Raw genomic sequence first — 16,560 nt, 5'->3', positions numbered from 1 at the left:
CATGTTTTTTGAACATGGGGTTACTTCTATCCGTAAAAACAGCAATATGAACCGAAATTTGTATAACACTCCCCGAAAATAAAGAGTGTAATTTTGCGTATGAAAATAATCAATCACAATTAAGAATATGAATACGGTAAAATTAAACAACGGCGTCGAAATGCCTCAAATGGGTTATGGCGTCTATCAGGTATCACCTGCCGAATGCGAGCGTTGCGTAAGCGATGCCTTACAAGTAGGCTATCGGATGATCGACACGGCACAGGCCTACCATAACGAGGAAGGTGTAGGTAACGCCATACGCCGGAGCGGCATCGACCGCAAGGAGATTTTCCTCGTGTCGAAAGTCTGGATCTCCAACTACGGCTACGAAAAGGCAAAGGCTTCCATAAACGAAAGCCTGCGCAAGTTACAAACGGACTACATCGACCTGATGCTCCTGCACCAGCCGTTCTGTGACCGCTACGGCGCGTACCGAGCATTGGAAGAGGCATACAAGGAAGGAAAACTCCGTGCCATTGGCGTCAGCAATTTCTATCCCGACCACTTCATCGACATCGCCAGCAACATGGAAATTGTTCCGGCAGTAAATCAAGTGGAAACGCATGTGTTCGACCAACAAACCGAGCCGCAGCGAATCATGGAGGAGTTCGGTACACATATCATGTCGTGGGCTCCGTTCGCCGAAGGACGCAACGATTTCTTTACAAATCCGATACTTGCTGAAATCGGCAACAAGTATGACAAAAGCATAGCACAGGTCGCTCTGCGTTGGTTGATTCAGCGCGGCATAATCGTCATCCCCAAATCAACGCACATCGAACGGATGCAGCAAAATATCGACATCTTCGATTTTGTACTTTCCGACGAGGATATGGCCGCCATAACCATGCTCGATACGGGCCGCAGCCTCTTTTTCGATCACCACGACGCCGAAACGGCTCGTATGTTTATGGGATGGAGGTAAAATTATAAACCCCTGTTAACGAAAACACAGTGTAAAAAAATCGAAGCAACCGGTAAATTATGGTCTACCGGTTGCAGTCCGATCCGAAAGTACAGTTTTCAAGTATATCCGCCCACTTTCTCATTTTTTATCTCTATCTTTGGCGGCAAACGCCAAGATCATGCAGCTAACCGCCGGTCTAAAACAATTCATACGTGCACATCTGACTGACAATACCGACAAACTACTGTTGGCCGCTTCCCGTTTTCCCGGTATCGATATCCGTTTTGCCATCGATCAAATTATCGCCCGGCGTCAAATTCAGCATAAACTCCCTTTCTGGTATGAGCAGGATGAATTGATCTATCCTTCCCGTTTATCCACCGAACAGTGTTCATCGGAACAAACCGCCCTATATAAACAGCAACTTCTTAGAGGGAATACGGTCTGCGACCTGACCGGAGGACTCGGGATCGATACTTTTTACTTCGCCCAAAAAGCCGGGAATGTTATTTACGTCGAACGTTTTCCGGAATATTGTACCGCAGCACAGCATAATTTCAAGGTGTTGAATACCTCCAATATTCATATTATCCATTCGGATGCATGTGATATTATTCAAACCCTGCAAGCCGATACTTTCTATCTGGATCCTGCACGCCGGGGCAATGGTAATAAGCGACTGTTCGCTCTGACCGATTGTGAACCCGACATTCTCCAGCTCAAACCCTTGCTTTTAGAACGGGCCCGACGGGTAATCGTCAAAATATCCCCGATGGCCGATCCCGAAGAGACCCTGCGGCTCTTACCGGAAACCCGTGAAATCCATATTCTGGCGGTAAGGAATGAATGCAAAGAACTGTTATTCATCCTTGAAGGCACTACCCCCTCTGTACAACCGGTAAAAATATATGCAGTAAATCTAGGTGGTACGACCACCGAGCCACCTTTTATCTTTACTCCCGACGAAGAGAAAGAAGCTCCGTTGCAAGTGTGTCAAACCTTGCAAAACTATCTTTACGAACCCCATGCTGCCCTCTTAAAAAGCGGAGCATTCAAATTAATCGCTACCCGTTTGAATTTATTCAAATTACACCGGCACAGTCATTTATACACCTCCGAATCTTTATGTCAGGATTTTCCAGGCCGTATCTTCACTATCGAAGAGACCTATGAATTTTCCGGTAAGTTATTGAAACAGCTTTACCGCCAAATTCCCAAAGCCAATCTGACCACCCGTAATTTTCCCCTGACAGTGGCCGAACTCCGCAAACGCAGTAACATAAAAGAAGGGGGTGACATTTATTTATTTGCCACCACCCTCTATTCAGGTCAGCGAGTACTGATCCGGACACATAAAACCCATTAAACACTTAAAGCTTTTTCCTTTTCCTGCTTTTGTTCCGAAGTTTCCCGTTCCTTATCTTTCACCTCATTTCCTTTCCGTTTTTCGGCAGATTTTTCTACTTCCAGTTGTTTTTCTTCTTTCTGCTCTCCTGTACCGTTTTTACCATACCAGATGTGATCGGCTACTTTCCCCCATTTTTCTGCAGTTCCGACACATTTACCTGTCAATACATCCACATCTTCAGGTTTCAGCATATCCGTAGAATAAGCTTCCGAAACACGCACAACTTCTTTCAGACTATGGGGATTATCCAGCAACGGACAAGGACGCAAATGATTTTTATTAAAAGGCTGGCGTTGTTGATAAGCCTTAAACAAGGGAGAACGAAGTGCTTCCAGCAAAGAAACCTGCTTTATATTGACTGTCGAATAATGAATGAAAGCACAAGGTTCGACATCCCCATTGGCATTGATATGGAAATAATAACGTCCTCCGGCGATACATCCCCTGACATACTCCCCGTCATTCCAGAAATCCATAGCAAAGATCGGCTTTGTCTTACGGAACATACGTACTTGCTCGTACATGAATTTCCGCTGTTCGGAAGTCACCATCAATTCGGGTACAGCATCGTTACCGACCGGCATATAAGTGAAATACCAAACAAAAGCAGCCCCTTGGTCGATCATAAAATCAAGATATTCAGACGACCCGACGACATCGACGTTTTTACGATGATAACAAGTCGACATACCGAATAACAAGCGTTTGCGTTTCAATATCTCCATTGCTTTCATCACTGCCCTGAAAGTACCTTTTCCACGCCGCATATCCGTTTCTTCTTCATATCCTTCGACACTGATAGCCGGTGCAAAATTTCCAACCCTCAGCATATCGTCGGCAAAAGCCTCATCGATCAGGGTTCCGTTGGTAAACGCCAGAAAATAACAATCGGTATGTTTTTCACAAAGTTTGATGATATCTTTTTTCCGGACTAAAGGTTCCCCACCCGAAAAAATAAACATATAAATCCCCAAAGCTTTGGCTTCGGTAATAATACGGTCCAGGGTTTCCAGGTCCATTGACATCTGATGCCCGTATTCGGCCGCCCAACACCCCGTACACTTCAGGTTACAGGCAGAGGTCGGATCCATCAAAATCGTCCAGGGTACATGCACCCCATATTTTTTACTGGTCTCTTTTACAGCACTATTACCGATGATCGCTGCATTACATATCAGGGATTCGAATAGTTTTTTCCTGACATGCGGATCCCATTCCGTATAAGCCTTTTTTACCAGACGCGTCCAATTGTTCCCGGGATCCTGTAAACATTTCTCTAATTCATCCCAGGAGGATCCGTAAGTCCCGTCAAGGTCTATTTTCCGGATTATCTTTAAAGCTTTAGCCGCATTTACCTCAGGATCTCTTTCTACATACTTCAATAGCTGTTTTATGGCAAAAGCCTGCATCTGATTTTTAAATGTTCTCATCGTGAGTCTGTTTAGTTTATTTCCCTTAATAACGACAAACCATCGAATAAGTTTCGGCATGCCTCCTTTTAGTTTCGATACATTTTTCCGAAATTATTTAACTTTTTAGGTCCGCCTGCGTTACAATTCCATAAACAGACCATGCAAAATTACTTTCTAATTAAGCCATAAAACCATGAAGATCAAAACAGGCCAGGGAAATATGACATTGCAAAAATTGATAGCTATTTATTCTATATCCATGGTAACCTCTTTACCAGGCCTCGCTATCTCACCTATTCTGGGTAAATTGGAGTCGATATTCAGTTCGACAAGTGAATTACAACTGCAAATGCTGGAATCGCTACCCTCGTTTATCATCGTTCCTTTCATCCTCCTGGCAGGACGTATGTCCCTTTATTTCAATACAAAAAAATTATTGATTACCGGTCTGGCGATATTTTTCGCCTGTAGTATCGCCTATCCTTTCGCCGATCGGATGTGGGCATTGCTGCTGATCAGTGGCCTGCTCGGCATAGGAGCCGGACTGGTAATTCCTTTTTCAACAGGCCTGGTCGCCGATTATTTTTCGGGTTCTTACCGGACAAAACAATTGGGCTATGTGTCTGCGATCACTAACCTCACGCTGGTTATCGCCACTTTACTGGCCGGTTTTCTGGCCGGTATCAGCTGGCATTTATCCTTTGTCGTATATTGTATCTCAGGTATTTCCCTGTTTTTCGCATTCTATCTGGACGAAAAACCACCTTTCTATTCCGCTTCGGCCCAAGAGGCAACTCCGGTTCAACAGCCGGCGACACATCATCATAAAAAATACAACTGGTTGATCAAACTCATGCTTTTCTACTATGTGGCTACTTTTCTGGCACTGACCATACCGCTCAATCTCTCCCTTTATATGCATAATCTGAAATTGGGGAATTACGACATTTCCGGCACGTTGATATCCGTATTCTTTTTGTCTATGACTTTACCGGGTTTGCTGATCAACCGCATCATCGCTCTACTGAAAGCCTATACCAATTTTATAGCCATCGTTTTACTGACCGTAGGATTAATCTTCTTTGTCTTCAAAGCAGGTATGTTCTTACTGACCCTCGGAGTCATTCTGACCGGCTTTGGCTATGGAATCATGCAACCGATCATTTACGATAAAACAGCTTCCCACGTAAAACCTTCGGAAGCCACTTTCGTCCTGTCCCTGGTGATGGTGATGAATTATATCGCAATCATCACTTATCCGTTTATCCTACAGGGAATCGAAAGTCTGTTTTCAACGGATTCGGCCTATTTCCCTTTTATCCTCAGCACGATCATCGCCTGTTGTTTCAGTATTTTTGCCTTTTTCCGTCATAATTCGGAGACCCTCAATTGATGGACAGGATAAAAGACCGCATTTTCAGGCAAGGTACGTACAACTTTCCCAGAGGTCGTCTCCCGGAAAAAAGGACTGACTACAAACGCCTTGGGCAACTCGAAACGTCCCAGCAAAGGCCGGATTTTTTGCAGCAATAGTTGCAAAGACACGAAGTCCCAGTGTGCCCCTTCCAAGGCCAGCAGGACACTTTCGCCCAACACTTCATCCGGCCGGGAAGTAATAAAAAAACGTCCCGGGATACTACGGACCAATTTTTGTTCGATTAATTCAGGAAACAATTTGATCCCTCCTGAATTAATCACATAGTCGAACCTTCCCAGCCACTCGAACCGTTTGTTTCCATGCAATCTGACCATATCGTTCGTCACAAAACGGCGGGCTTGTAAATGGGGGGCATTGATGATCAGACATCCCCGCTCATCCTGTTCGAACCCGACCTCCCCCAAAGCAAAATAAGCCGGATCACTATTCAACTTTTTCAAGGCGATATGAGACACCGTCTCGGTCATTCCATATGTAGCGTAACATTGTGTCGGAATTTTTTTCAACCGTTCTTCTAAAGCCACGGATACCGGAGCCCCTCCGATAATCAGATGACGAATATACCCGAAGCGTTGTTTTTCCGATTCTGATTTCATAGATTCCTCCACCTGCATCGGCACCATAGCAGCCAGGTCGATCCTCCTGTCCACATATTCCTCCTGTCCCGTTATTCGTAAAGGATGAGAGGAAACTTTCACAGTCAACAACTCGGCACCTGCTTCCAGAGCCCTGACGACCATCATCTTTCCCGCAATATACGAAACCGAAAGACACAGCAATAAAACCGATTCCCGGTCGATAGCAAAAAAAGCATTTGTCATACGGGCAGAAGCCCGCATATCCGCTTTGGACAACTGTATCTCTTTAGGAGCACCTGTCGAACCGGAAGTATGCCCCAGTACATAAGAACGATCGTCGAACCACTCTTCTAAAAAAAGGAACAATTCTTCATCTGCCTGTTCACGAAGTTGTTCCAGGCAAGTATACACCCTTCCATTTAACCGTACTTCCATCATATACTCAGCTAATAGACGACAAATCCCACATTCTCTGTGGACGATAATATAATCTTTCCCCGGTCAACTGCAAAGGTGAAGGGATATTGTTGGTATAGAGCAGCCCTGTTCCTAATCCCTGAGGCATCGGATTCTGTAATCCATACGTCCACTGTGCCAATGCACTCAATCCGATATTCGACTCCAGGGCAGAAGTCACCCACCATCCGATACCTCTTGCTTCAGCCAGCCGGATCCACTCTTCCGTTCCGCTAAAACCACCGGCCAAAGCCGGTTTCAAAATAATGTACCGGGGCCGGATCGCTTCCAGCAATTCACGTTTCTGCCCGGCATCGTTTACTCCGATCAATTCTTCATCGAGCGCTATAGGCACCGGTGTCCGGGCACAAAGCCGGGCCATCTCCCGCCATTGCCCCTGACGGATGGGTTGTTCGATAGAATGCAAATCGTATTTTGCCAACGCATCCAAACGTTCCAGAGCTGTCTCAGGAGCGAAAGCGCCGTTCGCATCCACCCTCAGTTCCACGTCTTCCCTACCGAAACGGCGACGGATAAATTTCAATAAGTCGAGCTCCGACTGAAAATCAATGGCTCCGATTTTCACTTTTATACAATGAAATCCGGCATCTAATTTAGCCCGGATTCGTTGCAACATCGTTTCCCGGTCTCCCATCCAGATGAGCCCGTTGATTTCGATCCCTGCTTCGCCGGCAGAAAAAGCAGAAGGAAAATAAATCCGCTTTCCTCCTTGCCGCAAATCGGCGAATGCCATCTCCACACCAAAACGGATCGAACTCCATTCCTGAAGAGAGGCTGTCTCTATTTCAGCGATACGATTACAAACCTCTCTCAGCTTTTCTTCATAATCCGGCCGGTCTTCGGCACTTAATCCCCGGAAGAGAGCACACTCGCCAAGCCCGAAGCAGGTCTCCGCGCCTTCCTCCCAAATCCGGATAAAATAAGTATCCTTATCCAACAGAATCCCCCGGGACGTCCCGGAAGGTTCTTTGAAATGAAGCCGATATTTCTGAAAAGATGCTTTCAACATGATACCGATAACCTGATCGAATAAAGAATTCAAGGAAATTTGGGAAATTGATCGAAATCCGGATCCCGTTTCTCTAAAAAGGCATTCTTCCCTTCCTGGGCTTCAGCCATCAAATAATACATCAAAGTCGCATCTCCGGCAAATTCCATCAGTCCGTGTTGCCCATCCAATTCGGCATTCAAAGCCCGTTTTATCATTCGGATAGCCATAGGACTACGTTTCATAATGGTTTTACACCAATCCACCGTCTCGTCTTCCAATTGTTCGAAGGGAACCACTTTATTGACCATTCCCATTTCTTCGGCTTCTTTGGCTGTATATTGCCGACAAAGAAACCAGATTTCACGTGCTTTTTTCTGTCCGACACAACGAGCCAGATACGAAGAACCAAATCCTCCATCGAAACTTCCAACTTTCGGTCCGGTTTGTCCGAAACGGGCATTCTCGGAAGCGATAGTCAGATCACAGATTACATGCAACACATGCCCGCCTCCGATAGCATAACCGTTGACCATAGCGATCACAGGTTTGGGAAGTGAACGGATTGCCTTGTGCAAATCGAGTACATTCAGACGGGGCACCCCGTTCTCATCTATATATCCTCCTACACCCTTCACATGCTGATCTCCCCCGGAACAAAAAGCTTTATCTCCGGCACCTGTCAACACGACAACCCCGATATCGTTGCGTTCCCGGCAAATCGTCATCGCATCCAGCATCTCTTTATTCGTTTGAGGACGGAAAGCATTATACACCCGAGGACGGTTGATCGTAATCTTTGCAATTCCTTCGAAGAAATCGAATTTGATATCTTCGTATTCTTTTATGGTTTGCCACTTTCTCATAAACTGTTTTATTTAATATATTATCATTCTCCTTGTAAACTCCGGAAGTAACTTTTCAACACCTCTGCATTCTTCAAACGTGGGGTTTCGACCTCCAGGATCACGGGCCATTCGGTTTCATTGAAGAACTCAGGTAAAACACCGGCCAGTTCAACCTCATCGCTTGCTTTGAAATAACGGAAATGATGAAGTTGTGCAAATCCGCAGACATCTACCTCCGTCCCGGTTTCGAAACATTCTTCCAACTCTTCCAGTTCCGAAGGACCGGATATGAATCTGAAAATACCACCCCCGCCATTTTTCATCACAATAATCTTCAAACGAGAGGATATATATTTATTCCACAATGCGTTGGAATCGTACAGAAAACTCATATCCCCGGTGATCAGCGTTGTTATTCCTTCCCTCATCAAGGCAGCCCCCACAGCTGTTGAAGTCGAACCGTCTATCCCACTTGTCCCCCGGTTTCCGTCTACCCGCTTCACCTGAAAATAGTCGAACAGTTGTCCGTAACGCACAGGAGTACTGTTAGCCAGCTGCAAGGCAGATCCTTCCGGCAATGCCGGCAAAATAAGCGAAAAAGCCTTCCAATCCGACCACTCTACCCGACCGGCAAATTCCTCATGACGTACTGCCGCCGATTCTTTCTTTTCTTTCCAACGCAAAGCATAATCAGATGCCCTACCTTTGGCCACCGCTACCAATTGCGGAAAAAAACCTTCTGCTTCCAATTGGATCTGAGTCGTCAGTACCTGCATGGTATCGGTCGGATGCTCGGTACGATCGATACTCCAATGCCAACGAGGCCGGAATTTCCGCAGATAAGCTTTCACATGCCTGGAAATCAACGGTCCCCCGAAAGTAATCAACAACTCCGGACTATATTCCTCCCGCTCTGCCTCTTTTACCGTTGCCAATACCCGGTCGATCGTTCCGATATGCCGCTCAGAAGTCACATTGGCCAGCGTTTCTGTCAATACCACTACATTCGGATAACCCGCCAACCGATGAAGCGCTTCTCTCAACCGGAAATCAGGCCGATGAAATCCGGCCAGAATCATCACCTTCGGGCAATGATCGAAGATATCCACCAGACGTTGCATCACCCCGACCGACAGACTCGGGGCCGGATCGATACATTCGATCGTCCTTACTTCCCGCTCCGGGTAATCCCTCAGCCCATAGAGCGATTCCCGCAAGGGTATATTCAGATGTACAGGTCCCTGCCGGCCTTTCAAAGCGGTATTCAAAGCATCGTTGACCAGACGATTGGCATACCAGTGTTCGTCTGCATGGAACAGTTCGGCCGGTAACTGATAAGAAGCCTTTACAATATTCCGGAAAACCGCTTGCTGCCGGATTGTCTGGCTATCGTCCTGATCGATCCATTCCACCGGACGGTCGGCCGTGATCACGATCAAGGGTAAACGTTGGTAATATGCTTCCGCTATCGCCGGTGCATAATTCAAAGGAGCAGTCCCCGACGTGCATACCAAAGCCACCGGAACACCCGATTGTTGCGCCATACCCAGAGCCATAAAAGCGGCACTCCGTTCGTCGAGCACGACAAAGTGCCTGATTTGTTTCTCACGGGCAAATGCAACCAACAAAGGAGCATTTCTGGAGCCCGGCGATAATACCACCTGACGGATTCCTTTTTCTTTCAGAACCTCTATCAATATCTTTATTCCTTCTTTATCTGTAGTTAAGTATTCCATATTCCGACGACAAAATTTATTTATCGCTATACTGTACGATATCCAACAAGGTCCTCGATTTCAATTCAGTTTCTTCCCATTCTTTCCGGGGATCGGACAAGGCCGTAATCCCCCCTCCGATATGTAATCTGATTCTATCGGGCCACAACTCCATACTACGTAAATTCACAAACCAATCCCAACATCCGTCACCCGATACCGGCCCCACATACCCGGCATAATACCGCCGGTTACGTCCTTCTATCCGCCTGATCATCGGAAGGGCCGATCCTACAGGTACCCCTCCCACCGCAGGAGTCGGATGCAAAGCACGACGTACCCGGTCGGTCAGCCCGGGAGTCAGTTTTCCCACATGCCGAAAAACGGTACACAAATGTTCAACCTGTCCGGCTTGTTTTGAAAAGGGGCCCTCCTGTCGCCATTTTTCTCCACATACCGTCTCTAACAGCTCTGCCATATATTCCGTTACGATAGCCTGTTCCTCGATCTCCTTCTGCCCCCAAGCTCCTGATGTTCCTACCCTTCGGGTACCCGCCAGAGCCATAGTCTCGGTTCCGGCCGCCGACTGCCTCAAGAAAATCTCCGGTGTCGCTCCCAACCAACAGGTTTTACCAGGAACAAAAACCAAAAACACAAAAGCTTCCGGATAACGATCAGCCAAAGCAGTATACCAGACAGCCGCTTTTTCATAAGCCCGTTCCTGTAAAGTAATTGTTCTGGACAAAACCATCTTGCGTACCTGACCTTGTTTTAAGGCCGCTACCATCGCCGCCACCTGCCTTTCATATTCTTCCCAGGAAATATCCGGTTCCTGCCCGGGTTTAATATCGGTTAGCCCCATAGTCCCGCTTAAGCCGGTCCGGATTTCAATATCCGTCGTTACCTCCCTAAAGGTTATATCTCCCCGGATAAACCAGGCAGGTACTTCTTCAGATTCGGCAAAAGGAACCAGAATAAATCCCTTTCCCTGTTCTCCAACCTGACGGAAAGGGGCAACTTCACCGTCCAGCTGAGCGCCGAAAACAGATTCTCGTTCTCCCGGTAAACGATAGGAATAAAAAGGGGTTCCCTGCTTCAAACAAAGCGTTTGTGCTTCTGCAACTGTCATTTTTATCACTGTTTAGTAGATATCTTGCAAAAGTATCCAAAATTATACAATTAAATATCGGTTTAATTTGTTTTCTTCTTATCCCACTTCAAGGAAAAAGGATTTCCTCCGTCAAAGTTAAATAATGTAAGGATTTAAACATTCATTTTATCAAACTCGTACCTAGGACAGCAAAAGCGATAACAAATTCAAAAAATATAAAACACTTAATTTCAAGCTTATATTTATTAATTAAATTTATTCAAACTATGGCAACAAATTCCAAAAAAACAGGAACGGCGGCAAAAATCGGCGTAATGACCCTGGCTATCATGAACGTTGCAGCAGTAGTGAGTCTTCGTGGTCTGCCGGCAGAAGCCGAATATGGTCTGAGTTCGGCTTTCTATTATCTGTTCGCTGCAATCGTATTTTTAATCCCGACTTCGTTGGTAGCGGCCGAACTAGCGGCCATGTTCTCCAACAAAGAAGGTGGGGTATTTCGTTGGGTCGGTGAAGCTTACGGAAAAAGATACGGCTTCCTGGCTATTTTCCTGCAATGGATCGAAAGTACCATCTGGTATCCGACCGTATTGACCTTCGGTGCTGTATCCATTGCCTATATTGGCATGAATAATGTACATGATGCAGCACTGGCTTCCAACAAAGTCTTTACCTTGGTCACTGTATTGGTCATCTACTGGGTAGCCACTTTTATTTCACTGAAAGGATTGGGCTGGGTAAGTAAAATCTCAAAAATCGGCGCAACGGTAGGAACTATTATTCCGGCCGGTTTACTGATTCTTTTCGGTATTATCTATTTAGCAACCGGAGGGCATAATAACATGGATATGAGTCAGGGATTCTTCCCGGACCTGTCCAATTTCAATAACCTGGTATTAGCTTCCAGTATATTCCTGTTTTATGCCGGTATGGAAATGTCCGGTATTCACGTTATGGATGTAAAAGAACCCGCCAGTAAGAACTATCCTAAAGCCATCTTTATCGGTGCCATCATTATCGTTGTCATTTTCATTCTAGGTACTTTTGCCCTGGGATTGATTATTCCGGCTAAAGAAATCAACTTAACCCAAAGTTTATTGGTCGGTTTTGACAATTATTTGGCTTATCTTCATATTCATTGGGCTTCGCCAATCATCGCCATCGCCTTGATGTTCGGTGTATTAGCCGGAGTTCTAACCTGGGTTGCCGGTCCGTCAAAAGGTATTTTTGCCGTCGGTAAAGCCGGTTATCTGCCTCCTTTTTTCCAAAAAACGAATAAAATCGGAGTACAGAAAAACATCCTGATCATTCAGGGGTGCATCGTTACTTTATTGGCCTTATTATTTGTTGTCATGCCTTCTGTCCAATCTTTCTATCAGATGCTTTCACAGTTGACCGTATTGCTATACCTGATTATGTACATGCTGATGTTTACAGCAGCCATCACTTTACGGTATAAAATGTCCAAAGCCGATCGTCCTTTCGCTATCGGACGGAAAGGAAACGGCCTGATCTGGATAGTGGCAGGCATCGGTTTCCTGGGTGCCCTGCTGGCATTCGTATTAAGCTTTATCCCACCTTCTCAGATTGCAACCGGAAGTAATACCGTATGGTTTACCGTACTGATCCTGGGGTGCATTATCTTTGTAGCCATACCACTGATTATTTATTCTTTGCGTAAGCCGTCCTGGAAAGATCCGAATACGGAAATCCAACCTTTTCATTGGGAAGTTGCTCCGGTTACTGCTACTACAACAAACCCAGCCACAGTAACCCCCACTCCGGTAACAACCCCGGCCGGCACTCCTCAGACTAATACATCGACCGGGCAAACAACAATTCCCCCAACGCTGGGAGCAAAAGAGAACCCGACTTCACAAAAATAATCCCTTTTTCTGTTCCGGCTTATTTTCAATAAATCCGGAACAGAAAAAATTAAATTTTGAATCATGAAAAAGACCATAAAAATAACCGACCTCGAAGCCATTGTCAAACAAGCTCATGAGAAAGTAAAAAATCTGAAAGGCGGAAAGAATGCCGACTATATCCCTTTCCTGGCTAAAATCGATCCTAACCTTTTCGGTATCGCTGTCTGTCTACCCACGGGAGAAGTCATCGAAGCCGGAGATACAACCTATGTTTTCGGTATCGAATCTATTTCTAAAGTCCATACAGCTGTATTGATACTCAAACAATATGGAGCCGAAGCCGTATTGAAAAAGATAGGCGCCGATGCAACCGGGCTTCCTTTCAACTCCATCATGGCAATCTTACTGGAAAAGGATCATCCGAGTACCCCCTTGGTCAATGCCGGCGCTATCAGTGCCGATAGTATGGTTAAGCCCATCGGTGATCCCAATTCGAAATGGGCTGCTATTGCCGACAATATGGCCGATCTATGTGGTAGCGAATTAATATTACAAGACGAACTTTACAAATCGGAATCCGCCACAAATTTCAACAATCGTTCTATCGCCTGGTTATTGAAAAATTACAACCGGATTTACGACGATCCGGACATGTCGCTGGATCTCTATACCCGACATTGCTCTATGGGAGTAACGACCAAACAGTTAGCGATAGCAGGTTGTACGATAGCTAACAAAGGTAAAAATCCGGTAACCGGTAAACAGGTATTCGATGAATCCCTGATGCCCCATATCATTTCCCTGATCACTGCTGTCGGTTTCTACGAACACACCGGCGACTGGATCTACACCAGCGGTATCCCTGCCAAAACCGGAGTCGGTGGCGGCGTGATGGGTTGTCTGCCCGGCGTATTCGGTATTGCAGCCTTTGCTCCTCCATTAGACGATGCCGGAAACTCGGTGAAAGCACAAGCTGCCATCAAATACATCGCCCGGGAACTCGGAGTCAATGTCTTCAGTGGCGACACTGTAGAAATTATAAAATAACTCATAAAGTCGTTTCCCCTGCGAGCGCTTCGTTTACGTCCCCGATACGTCCCACCGAAAGTCCCGTAAATTAAGTACCCGCATGGGACACCGACTTTACAAACTTTATGAACTTTACAAATTTTATAAACCCATAGACCATGGTACAGAACGATAAACCTATCGTAAAATTCCTGAACATTATGGTATTGCTCAGTAGCATACTGGTTCTGGTAATTATTTCTATCGAATTATTATCTGCAACAACGATTTTATCCGAACGCTTTATTCTGAATACCCATTTAATGGTCTGTACGATTTTCCTGGCAGATTTCTTTGTCCGCTGGTATTTTAGTCAGGAAGGATGGCATTTTCTGGGTCATCATATCTTTTTATTATTGATTTCTATCCCCTATCTGAATATCGTATATATTTCTTCCGCCCATCTTTCCCATGCCACCTGGGTTTTACTGCGTTTAATTCCTATCGCCCGGGGTATCTACGGTATATCAATCATCGTCAGCTGGATGACCCGCAGTAAAGTAACCAATCTGTTCGTCACCTATCTGTCCATCGTCTTTGTTATCATTTATTTTTGCAGCATCATGTTCTACTTCGTCGAGCATGGCCCAAACCCCATGGTCAAAGACTACTGGGATGCCTTCAACTGGTCATTGATGAACGTCACTACCGTCGGTTCCAACATCTTCGGCGTCACAAAATTAGGCCAATCGCTGGCTGTTATCCTAGCCGCTTCGGGCATGGTATTTTTTCCGATTTTCACTGCATTCGTAGTGGACAACTTCCAGAAAAAGCGGAAAGAAGCGGAAACACCGACACACAATTGATTCTAAAGACCTGAAACAGTATTTCTGTATCGTTTTTAGTTACAACAGTCAGACTTGACTTTTAAAACCTTTATAACCGTTAAAACCGCCGTTACTATTTAAAAAGTAGGTTTATTTTTGTACTTATTCGTCTTCGGTATTCGTGTTCGGAGACCCGGTCGTTTCTGTCGGTCGTCTACCTTTTTCTTTCACTGACCGGCGGAACTCCTCACTCCGTTCGTCAGACACCACCGGTCGGGCATTCAGAAAAAGCAAGACAACACTCGACAGAGCTCCAATGGTCGCCAAACACGAACACCTCCGACTTACGTTATCACTGAATTGCAGACTAATCTTGATTTGAGAAATACCATTCTCCCCGAAAATAAGCCAAACGGTCCGGTTTCCTATGGCTGTAAATTTCCGCTTGTATTTTCTTTGCCGGTTAGCTCTAACGTTAGATTCCGGGTTTTATACCGGAGGACCATTGGAGCAGGAACGAGGGTCCGGTTAGGGTTTCCGAACGCCCGACCAGTGGTGTCTGACGAACGGAGTGAGGAGTTCCGCCGGTCAGTGAAGGAAAGCCTTAACGAACAATCAAGGGCAATCAAGGGGACGGGGCAATTGTGCGAAACTTTCGCACAATTGCCCCGTCCCCCTGATCATTCAACGTTTCCTTTCCCGGAATTCCTGCATATACCTTTCCGTTTCGTTCCGCGAAGTTCGAGCTCCCGGGTTATCTCCTGTTTTCTGCTGCAATATTGCTTTAATGCGCATGAAATTAGCTTTATCCAAGCTGTTAGCGGAAGCAGCACAACACGTATCAATCCAGTGAATGGCTTCCGTCATCAGTTCCTTATCATCAGAATAGATAAACTTCCGGAGATTCTCCCGGAGATAAACGTTTCCGCCGCCATGGCGGAAAAGATTATAGCTCATGACTTCCTTCATCTTGCGGAACATCCCCCGGAAATCCTCCTGATGCAAATAGGAGGCAGTATACAACCAAGCCAGTGCAGCAGGAGCAGCGTAAAAATCGGTCTCTCGCAGATAGTGGATCAATTCTTCCTGGCGTCGTTCGTCAAACGGGATCTGCTTTTTCGGTTGCCAGGCTGCCAGAGCCATAGCGGCATCCAGCATACTTTTTTCCAATTTACGGTCAACTTCATCGCGTCCCACAGTCAGATAAAACTTTTCACGTTCGGCTATCACCCGCTTCAAGGAAGCCGACAACGGATCGTTCACACAGCGTTTGATCAACTCCCAATTAGCCGCCGTACACAAGCTGTCCACAGGTAACGGATCCAAATAAGCACAGGCAATGCGGGCAGCTTCATCACGTTTATAAGCGGAATATAAAGCAGCAGCATAATTACGTACCAGTGCTGCTGTCCGTTCGCCGGCAGCATAGCGTTTCTCCATTGCACGGAGGTTGTTGTCCGGTTCCATCGCCAAGGCAGCCCCGCCAAGCAGCCAGGCAGGTGTACCTGCTCCCACCATCCGGTGTACCACTTCACAGGTATGCGGATCGACGAATACCAGCGTGGGAAAAGCAGTCACCCCGAACTGTTTTTTCAGGACCGGACCATCGGCATCTTTCTCCATATCGTATTTGGCATTGATAAAATTCGCATTAAAAAAATCCGCTACTTCCGGATCGGTAAATACATCCCTGGCCAACAGCTTACACGGTCCGCACCAGGAAGTATAACAATCCACAAAGATCAGCCGTCCGGCCTTCCTTGCCTTAGCGACAAGCTCTTTCCACGATTTGCCGGTTTCAAAATTTATATTCCTTTCCTGGGCGACGGCCGTATGCATCCCCACGACGATCCAAAGGATCAGTAAAATATTAGCTTTCATTTTCATCATTTAAGTGTAGGTTTCAAATACCTGTTTTTAAAATTGTCCGAATCCG

General features: G+C 46.0%; 14 protein-coding genes. 6 read left to right on the top strand and 8 right to left on the bottom strand.

Annotated features, from left to right (window positions below):
- Positions 1–127: 127 nt before the first annotated feature.
- Positions 128–967, top strand: coding sequence for an aldo/keto reductase (locus WS34_RS12490; RefSeq protein WP_046404175.1), 840 nt, complete (start codon positions 128–130; stop codon positions 965–967).
- Between the two features lie 160 nt (positions 968–1,127).
- Positions 1,128–2,315, top strand: coding sequence for a class I SAM-dependent methyltransferase (locus tag WS34_RS12485; protein WP_046405169.1), 1,188 nt, complete (start codon positions 1,128–1,130; stop codon positions 2,313–2,315).
- Here WS34_RS12485 and WS34_RS12480 read toward each other — a convergent pair.
- On the bottom strand, positions 2,312–3,787 hold the full coding sequence (locus tag WS34_RS12480; protein WP_046405167.1) for a radical SAM/SPASM domain-containing protein: 1,476 nt from the start codon (positions 3,785–3,787) through the stop codon (positions 2,312–2,314). The two genes, WS34_RS12485 and WS34_RS12480, sit on opposite strands and share 4 nt — an antisense overlap.
- 175 nt (positions 3,788–3,962) lie before the next feature.
- On the opposite strand from WS34_RS12480, the gene WS34_RS12475 reads away from it, so the two are divergent.
- Positions 3,963–5,162 (top strand): MFS transporter, encoded by a 1,200-nt coding sequence (locus WS34_RS12475; protein ID WP_046405165.1) that lies wholly within the window; start codon positions 3,963–3,965, stop codon positions 5,160–5,162.
- On the opposite strand, the gene WS34_RS12470 is transcribed toward WS34_RS12475, so the two are convergent.
- Genes WS34_RS12470 through WS34_RS12450 form a run of 5 tightly spaced genes read right to left on the bottom strand, consistent with a single transcriptional unit; the run spans position 5,138 to position 10,942 of the window.
- Positions 5,138–6,223, bottom strand: coding sequence for an AMP-binding protein (locus WS34_RS12470; RefSeq protein WP_286693765.1), 1,086 nt, complete (start codon positions 6,221–6,223; stop codon positions 5,138–5,140). The genes WS34_RS12475 and WS34_RS12470 overlap by 25 nt on opposite strands.
- A 4-nt stretch (positions 6,224–6,227) precedes the next feature.
- Positions 6,228–7,271 carry an o-succinylbenzoate synthase gene (locus tag WS34_RS12465; protein ID WP_087381464.1) on the bottom strand — a complete coding sequence of 348 codons (1,044 nt, stop codon included), beginning with the start codon at positions 7,269–7,271 and terminating at the stop codon, positions 6,228–6,230.
- A 29-nt stretch (positions 7,272–7,300) separates the two neighbouring features.
- Positions 7,301–8,116: a 1,4-dihydroxy-2-naphthoyl-CoA synthase gene (menB, locus tag WS34_RS12460; protein ID WP_013610719.1), complete on the bottom strand. Its 816-nt coding sequence runs from the start codon at positions 8,114–8,116 to the stop codon at positions 7,301–7,303.
- 23 nt (positions 8,117–8,139) lie between these two features.
- Positions 8,140–9,834 carry a 2-succinyl-5-enolpyruvyl-6-hydroxy-3-cyclohexene-1-carboxylic-acid synthase gene (menD, locus tag WS34_RS12455; protein ID WP_046405162.1) on the bottom strand — a complete coding sequence of 565 codons (1,695 nt, stop codon included), beginning with the start codon at positions 9,832–9,834 and terminating at the stop codon, positions 8,140–8,142.
- 16 nt (positions 9,835–9,850) lie between these two features.
- Entirely contained in the window at positions 9,851–10,942 is a 1,092-nt protein-coding gene (locus WS34_RS12450) for a chorismate-binding protein (protein ID WP_286693764.1), read from the bottom strand.
- 248 nt (positions 10,943–11,190) lie between these two features.
- On the opposite strand from WS34_RS12450, the gene gadC reads away from it, so the two are divergent.
- From gadC to WS34_RS12435, 3 genes are all read left to right on the top strand, one after another.
- Entirely contained in the window at positions 11,191–12,807 is a 1,617-nt protein-coding gene (gene gadC / locus WS34_RS12445) for a glutamine/gamma-aminobutyrate antiporter GadC (protein WP_022160066.1), read from the top strand.
- A gap of 63 nt (positions 12,808–12,870) precedes the next feature.
- Complete coding sequence (gene glsA, locus WS34_RS12440) at positions 12,871–13,836, top strand: glutaminase A (protein ID WP_013610715.1); 966 nt, start codon at positions 12,871–12,873, stop codon at positions 13,834–13,836.
- Positions 13,837–13,976: 140 nt separating this feature from the next.
- On the top strand, positions 13,977–14,663 hold the full coding sequence (locus WS34_RS12435; RefSeq protein WP_013610714.1) for an ion transporter: 687 nt from the start codon (positions 13,977–13,979) through the stop codon (positions 14,661–14,663).
- A 123-nt stretch (positions 14,664–14,786) separates the two neighbouring features.
- Here the strand turns inward: WS34_RS12435 and WS34_RS15680 are convergent, their stop codons facing one another.
- Together WS34_RS15680 and WS34_RS12430 are read right to left on the bottom strand one after the other, a co-directional pair.
- A complete protein-coding gene (locus WS34_RS15680) occupies positions 14,787–14,951 on the bottom strand; it encodes a hypothetical protein (RefSeq protein ID WP_286693763.1) in 165 nt (54 codons plus the stop codon).
- Between the two features lie 357 nt (positions 14,952–15,308).
- Positions 15,309–16,514, bottom strand: coding sequence for a thioredoxin family protein (locus WS34_RS12430; protein ID WP_286693762.1), 1,206 nt, complete (start codon positions 16,512–16,514; stop codon positions 15,309–15,311).
- Positions 16,515–16,560: the final 46 nt, after the last annotated feature.

Origin of the sequence: Odoribacter sp. N15.MGS-14 (genome assembly GCF_000980245.1) — a bacterium.
GTDB classification, from domain to species: Bacteria; Bacteroidota; Bacteroidia; order Bacteroidales; family Marinifilaceae; genus Odoribacter; species Odoribacter splanchnicus.
The sequence above is the reverse complement of the archived record's forward strand: the minus strand, read 5'-3'. Positions and strand labels throughout refer to the sequence as shown.

What these genes read in the sequence shown, in the direction of transcription:
- WS34_RS12490 (WP_046404175.1), top strand. Translation starts at nt 128, where the DNA reads ATGAATACGGTAAAATTAAACAACGGCGTCGAAATGCCTCAAATGGGT.
- WS34_RS12485 (WP_046405169.1), top strand. Translation starts at nt 1,128, where the DNA reads ATGCAGCTAACCGCCGGTCTAAAACAATTCATACGTGCACATCTGACT.
- WS34_RS12480 (WP_046405167.1), bottom strand. Translation starts at nt 3,787, where the DNA reads ATGAGAACATTTAAAAATCAGATGCAGGCTTTTGCCATAAAACAGCTA.
- WS34_RS12475 (WP_046405165.1), top strand. Translation starts at nt 3,963, where the DNA reads ATGAAGATCAAAACAGGCCAGGGAAATATGACATTGCAAAAATTGATA.
- WS34_RS12470 (WP_286693765.1), bottom strand. Translation starts at nt 6,223, where the DNA reads ATGATGGAAGTACGGTTAAATGGAAGGGTGTATACTTGCCTGGAACAA.
- WS34_RS12465 (WP_087381464.1), bottom strand. Translation starts at nt 7,271, where the DNA reads ATGTTGAAAGCATCTTTTCAGAAATATCGGCTTCATTTCAAAGAACCT.
- menB (WP_013610719.1), bottom strand. Translation starts at nt 8,116, where the DNA reads ATGAGAAAGTGGCAAACCATAAAAGAATACGAAGATATCAAATTCGAT.
- menD (WP_046405162.1), bottom strand. Translation starts at nt 9,834, where the DNA reads ATGGAATACTTAACTACAGATAAAGAAGGAATAAAGATATTGATAGAG.
- WS34_RS12450 (WP_286693764.1), bottom strand. Translation starts at nt 10,942, where the DNA reads ATGACAGTTGCAGAAGCACAAACGCTTTGTTTGAAGCAGGGAACCCCT.
- gadC (WP_022160066.1), top strand. Translation starts at nt 11,191, where the DNA reads ATGGCAACAAATTCCAAAAAAACAGGAACGGCGGCAAAAATCGGCGTA.
- glsA (WP_013610715.1), top strand. Translation starts at nt 12,871, where the DNA reads ATGAAAAAGACCATAAAAATAACCGACCTCGAAGCCATTGTCAAACAA.
- WS34_RS12435 (WP_013610714.1), top strand. Translation starts at nt 13,977, where the DNA reads ATGGTACAGAACGATAAACCTATCGTAAAATTCCTGAACATTATGGTA.
- WS34_RS12430 (WP_286693762.1), bottom strand. Translation starts at nt 16,514, where the DNA reads ATGATGAAAATGAAAGCTAATATTTTACTGATCCTTTGGATCGTCGTG.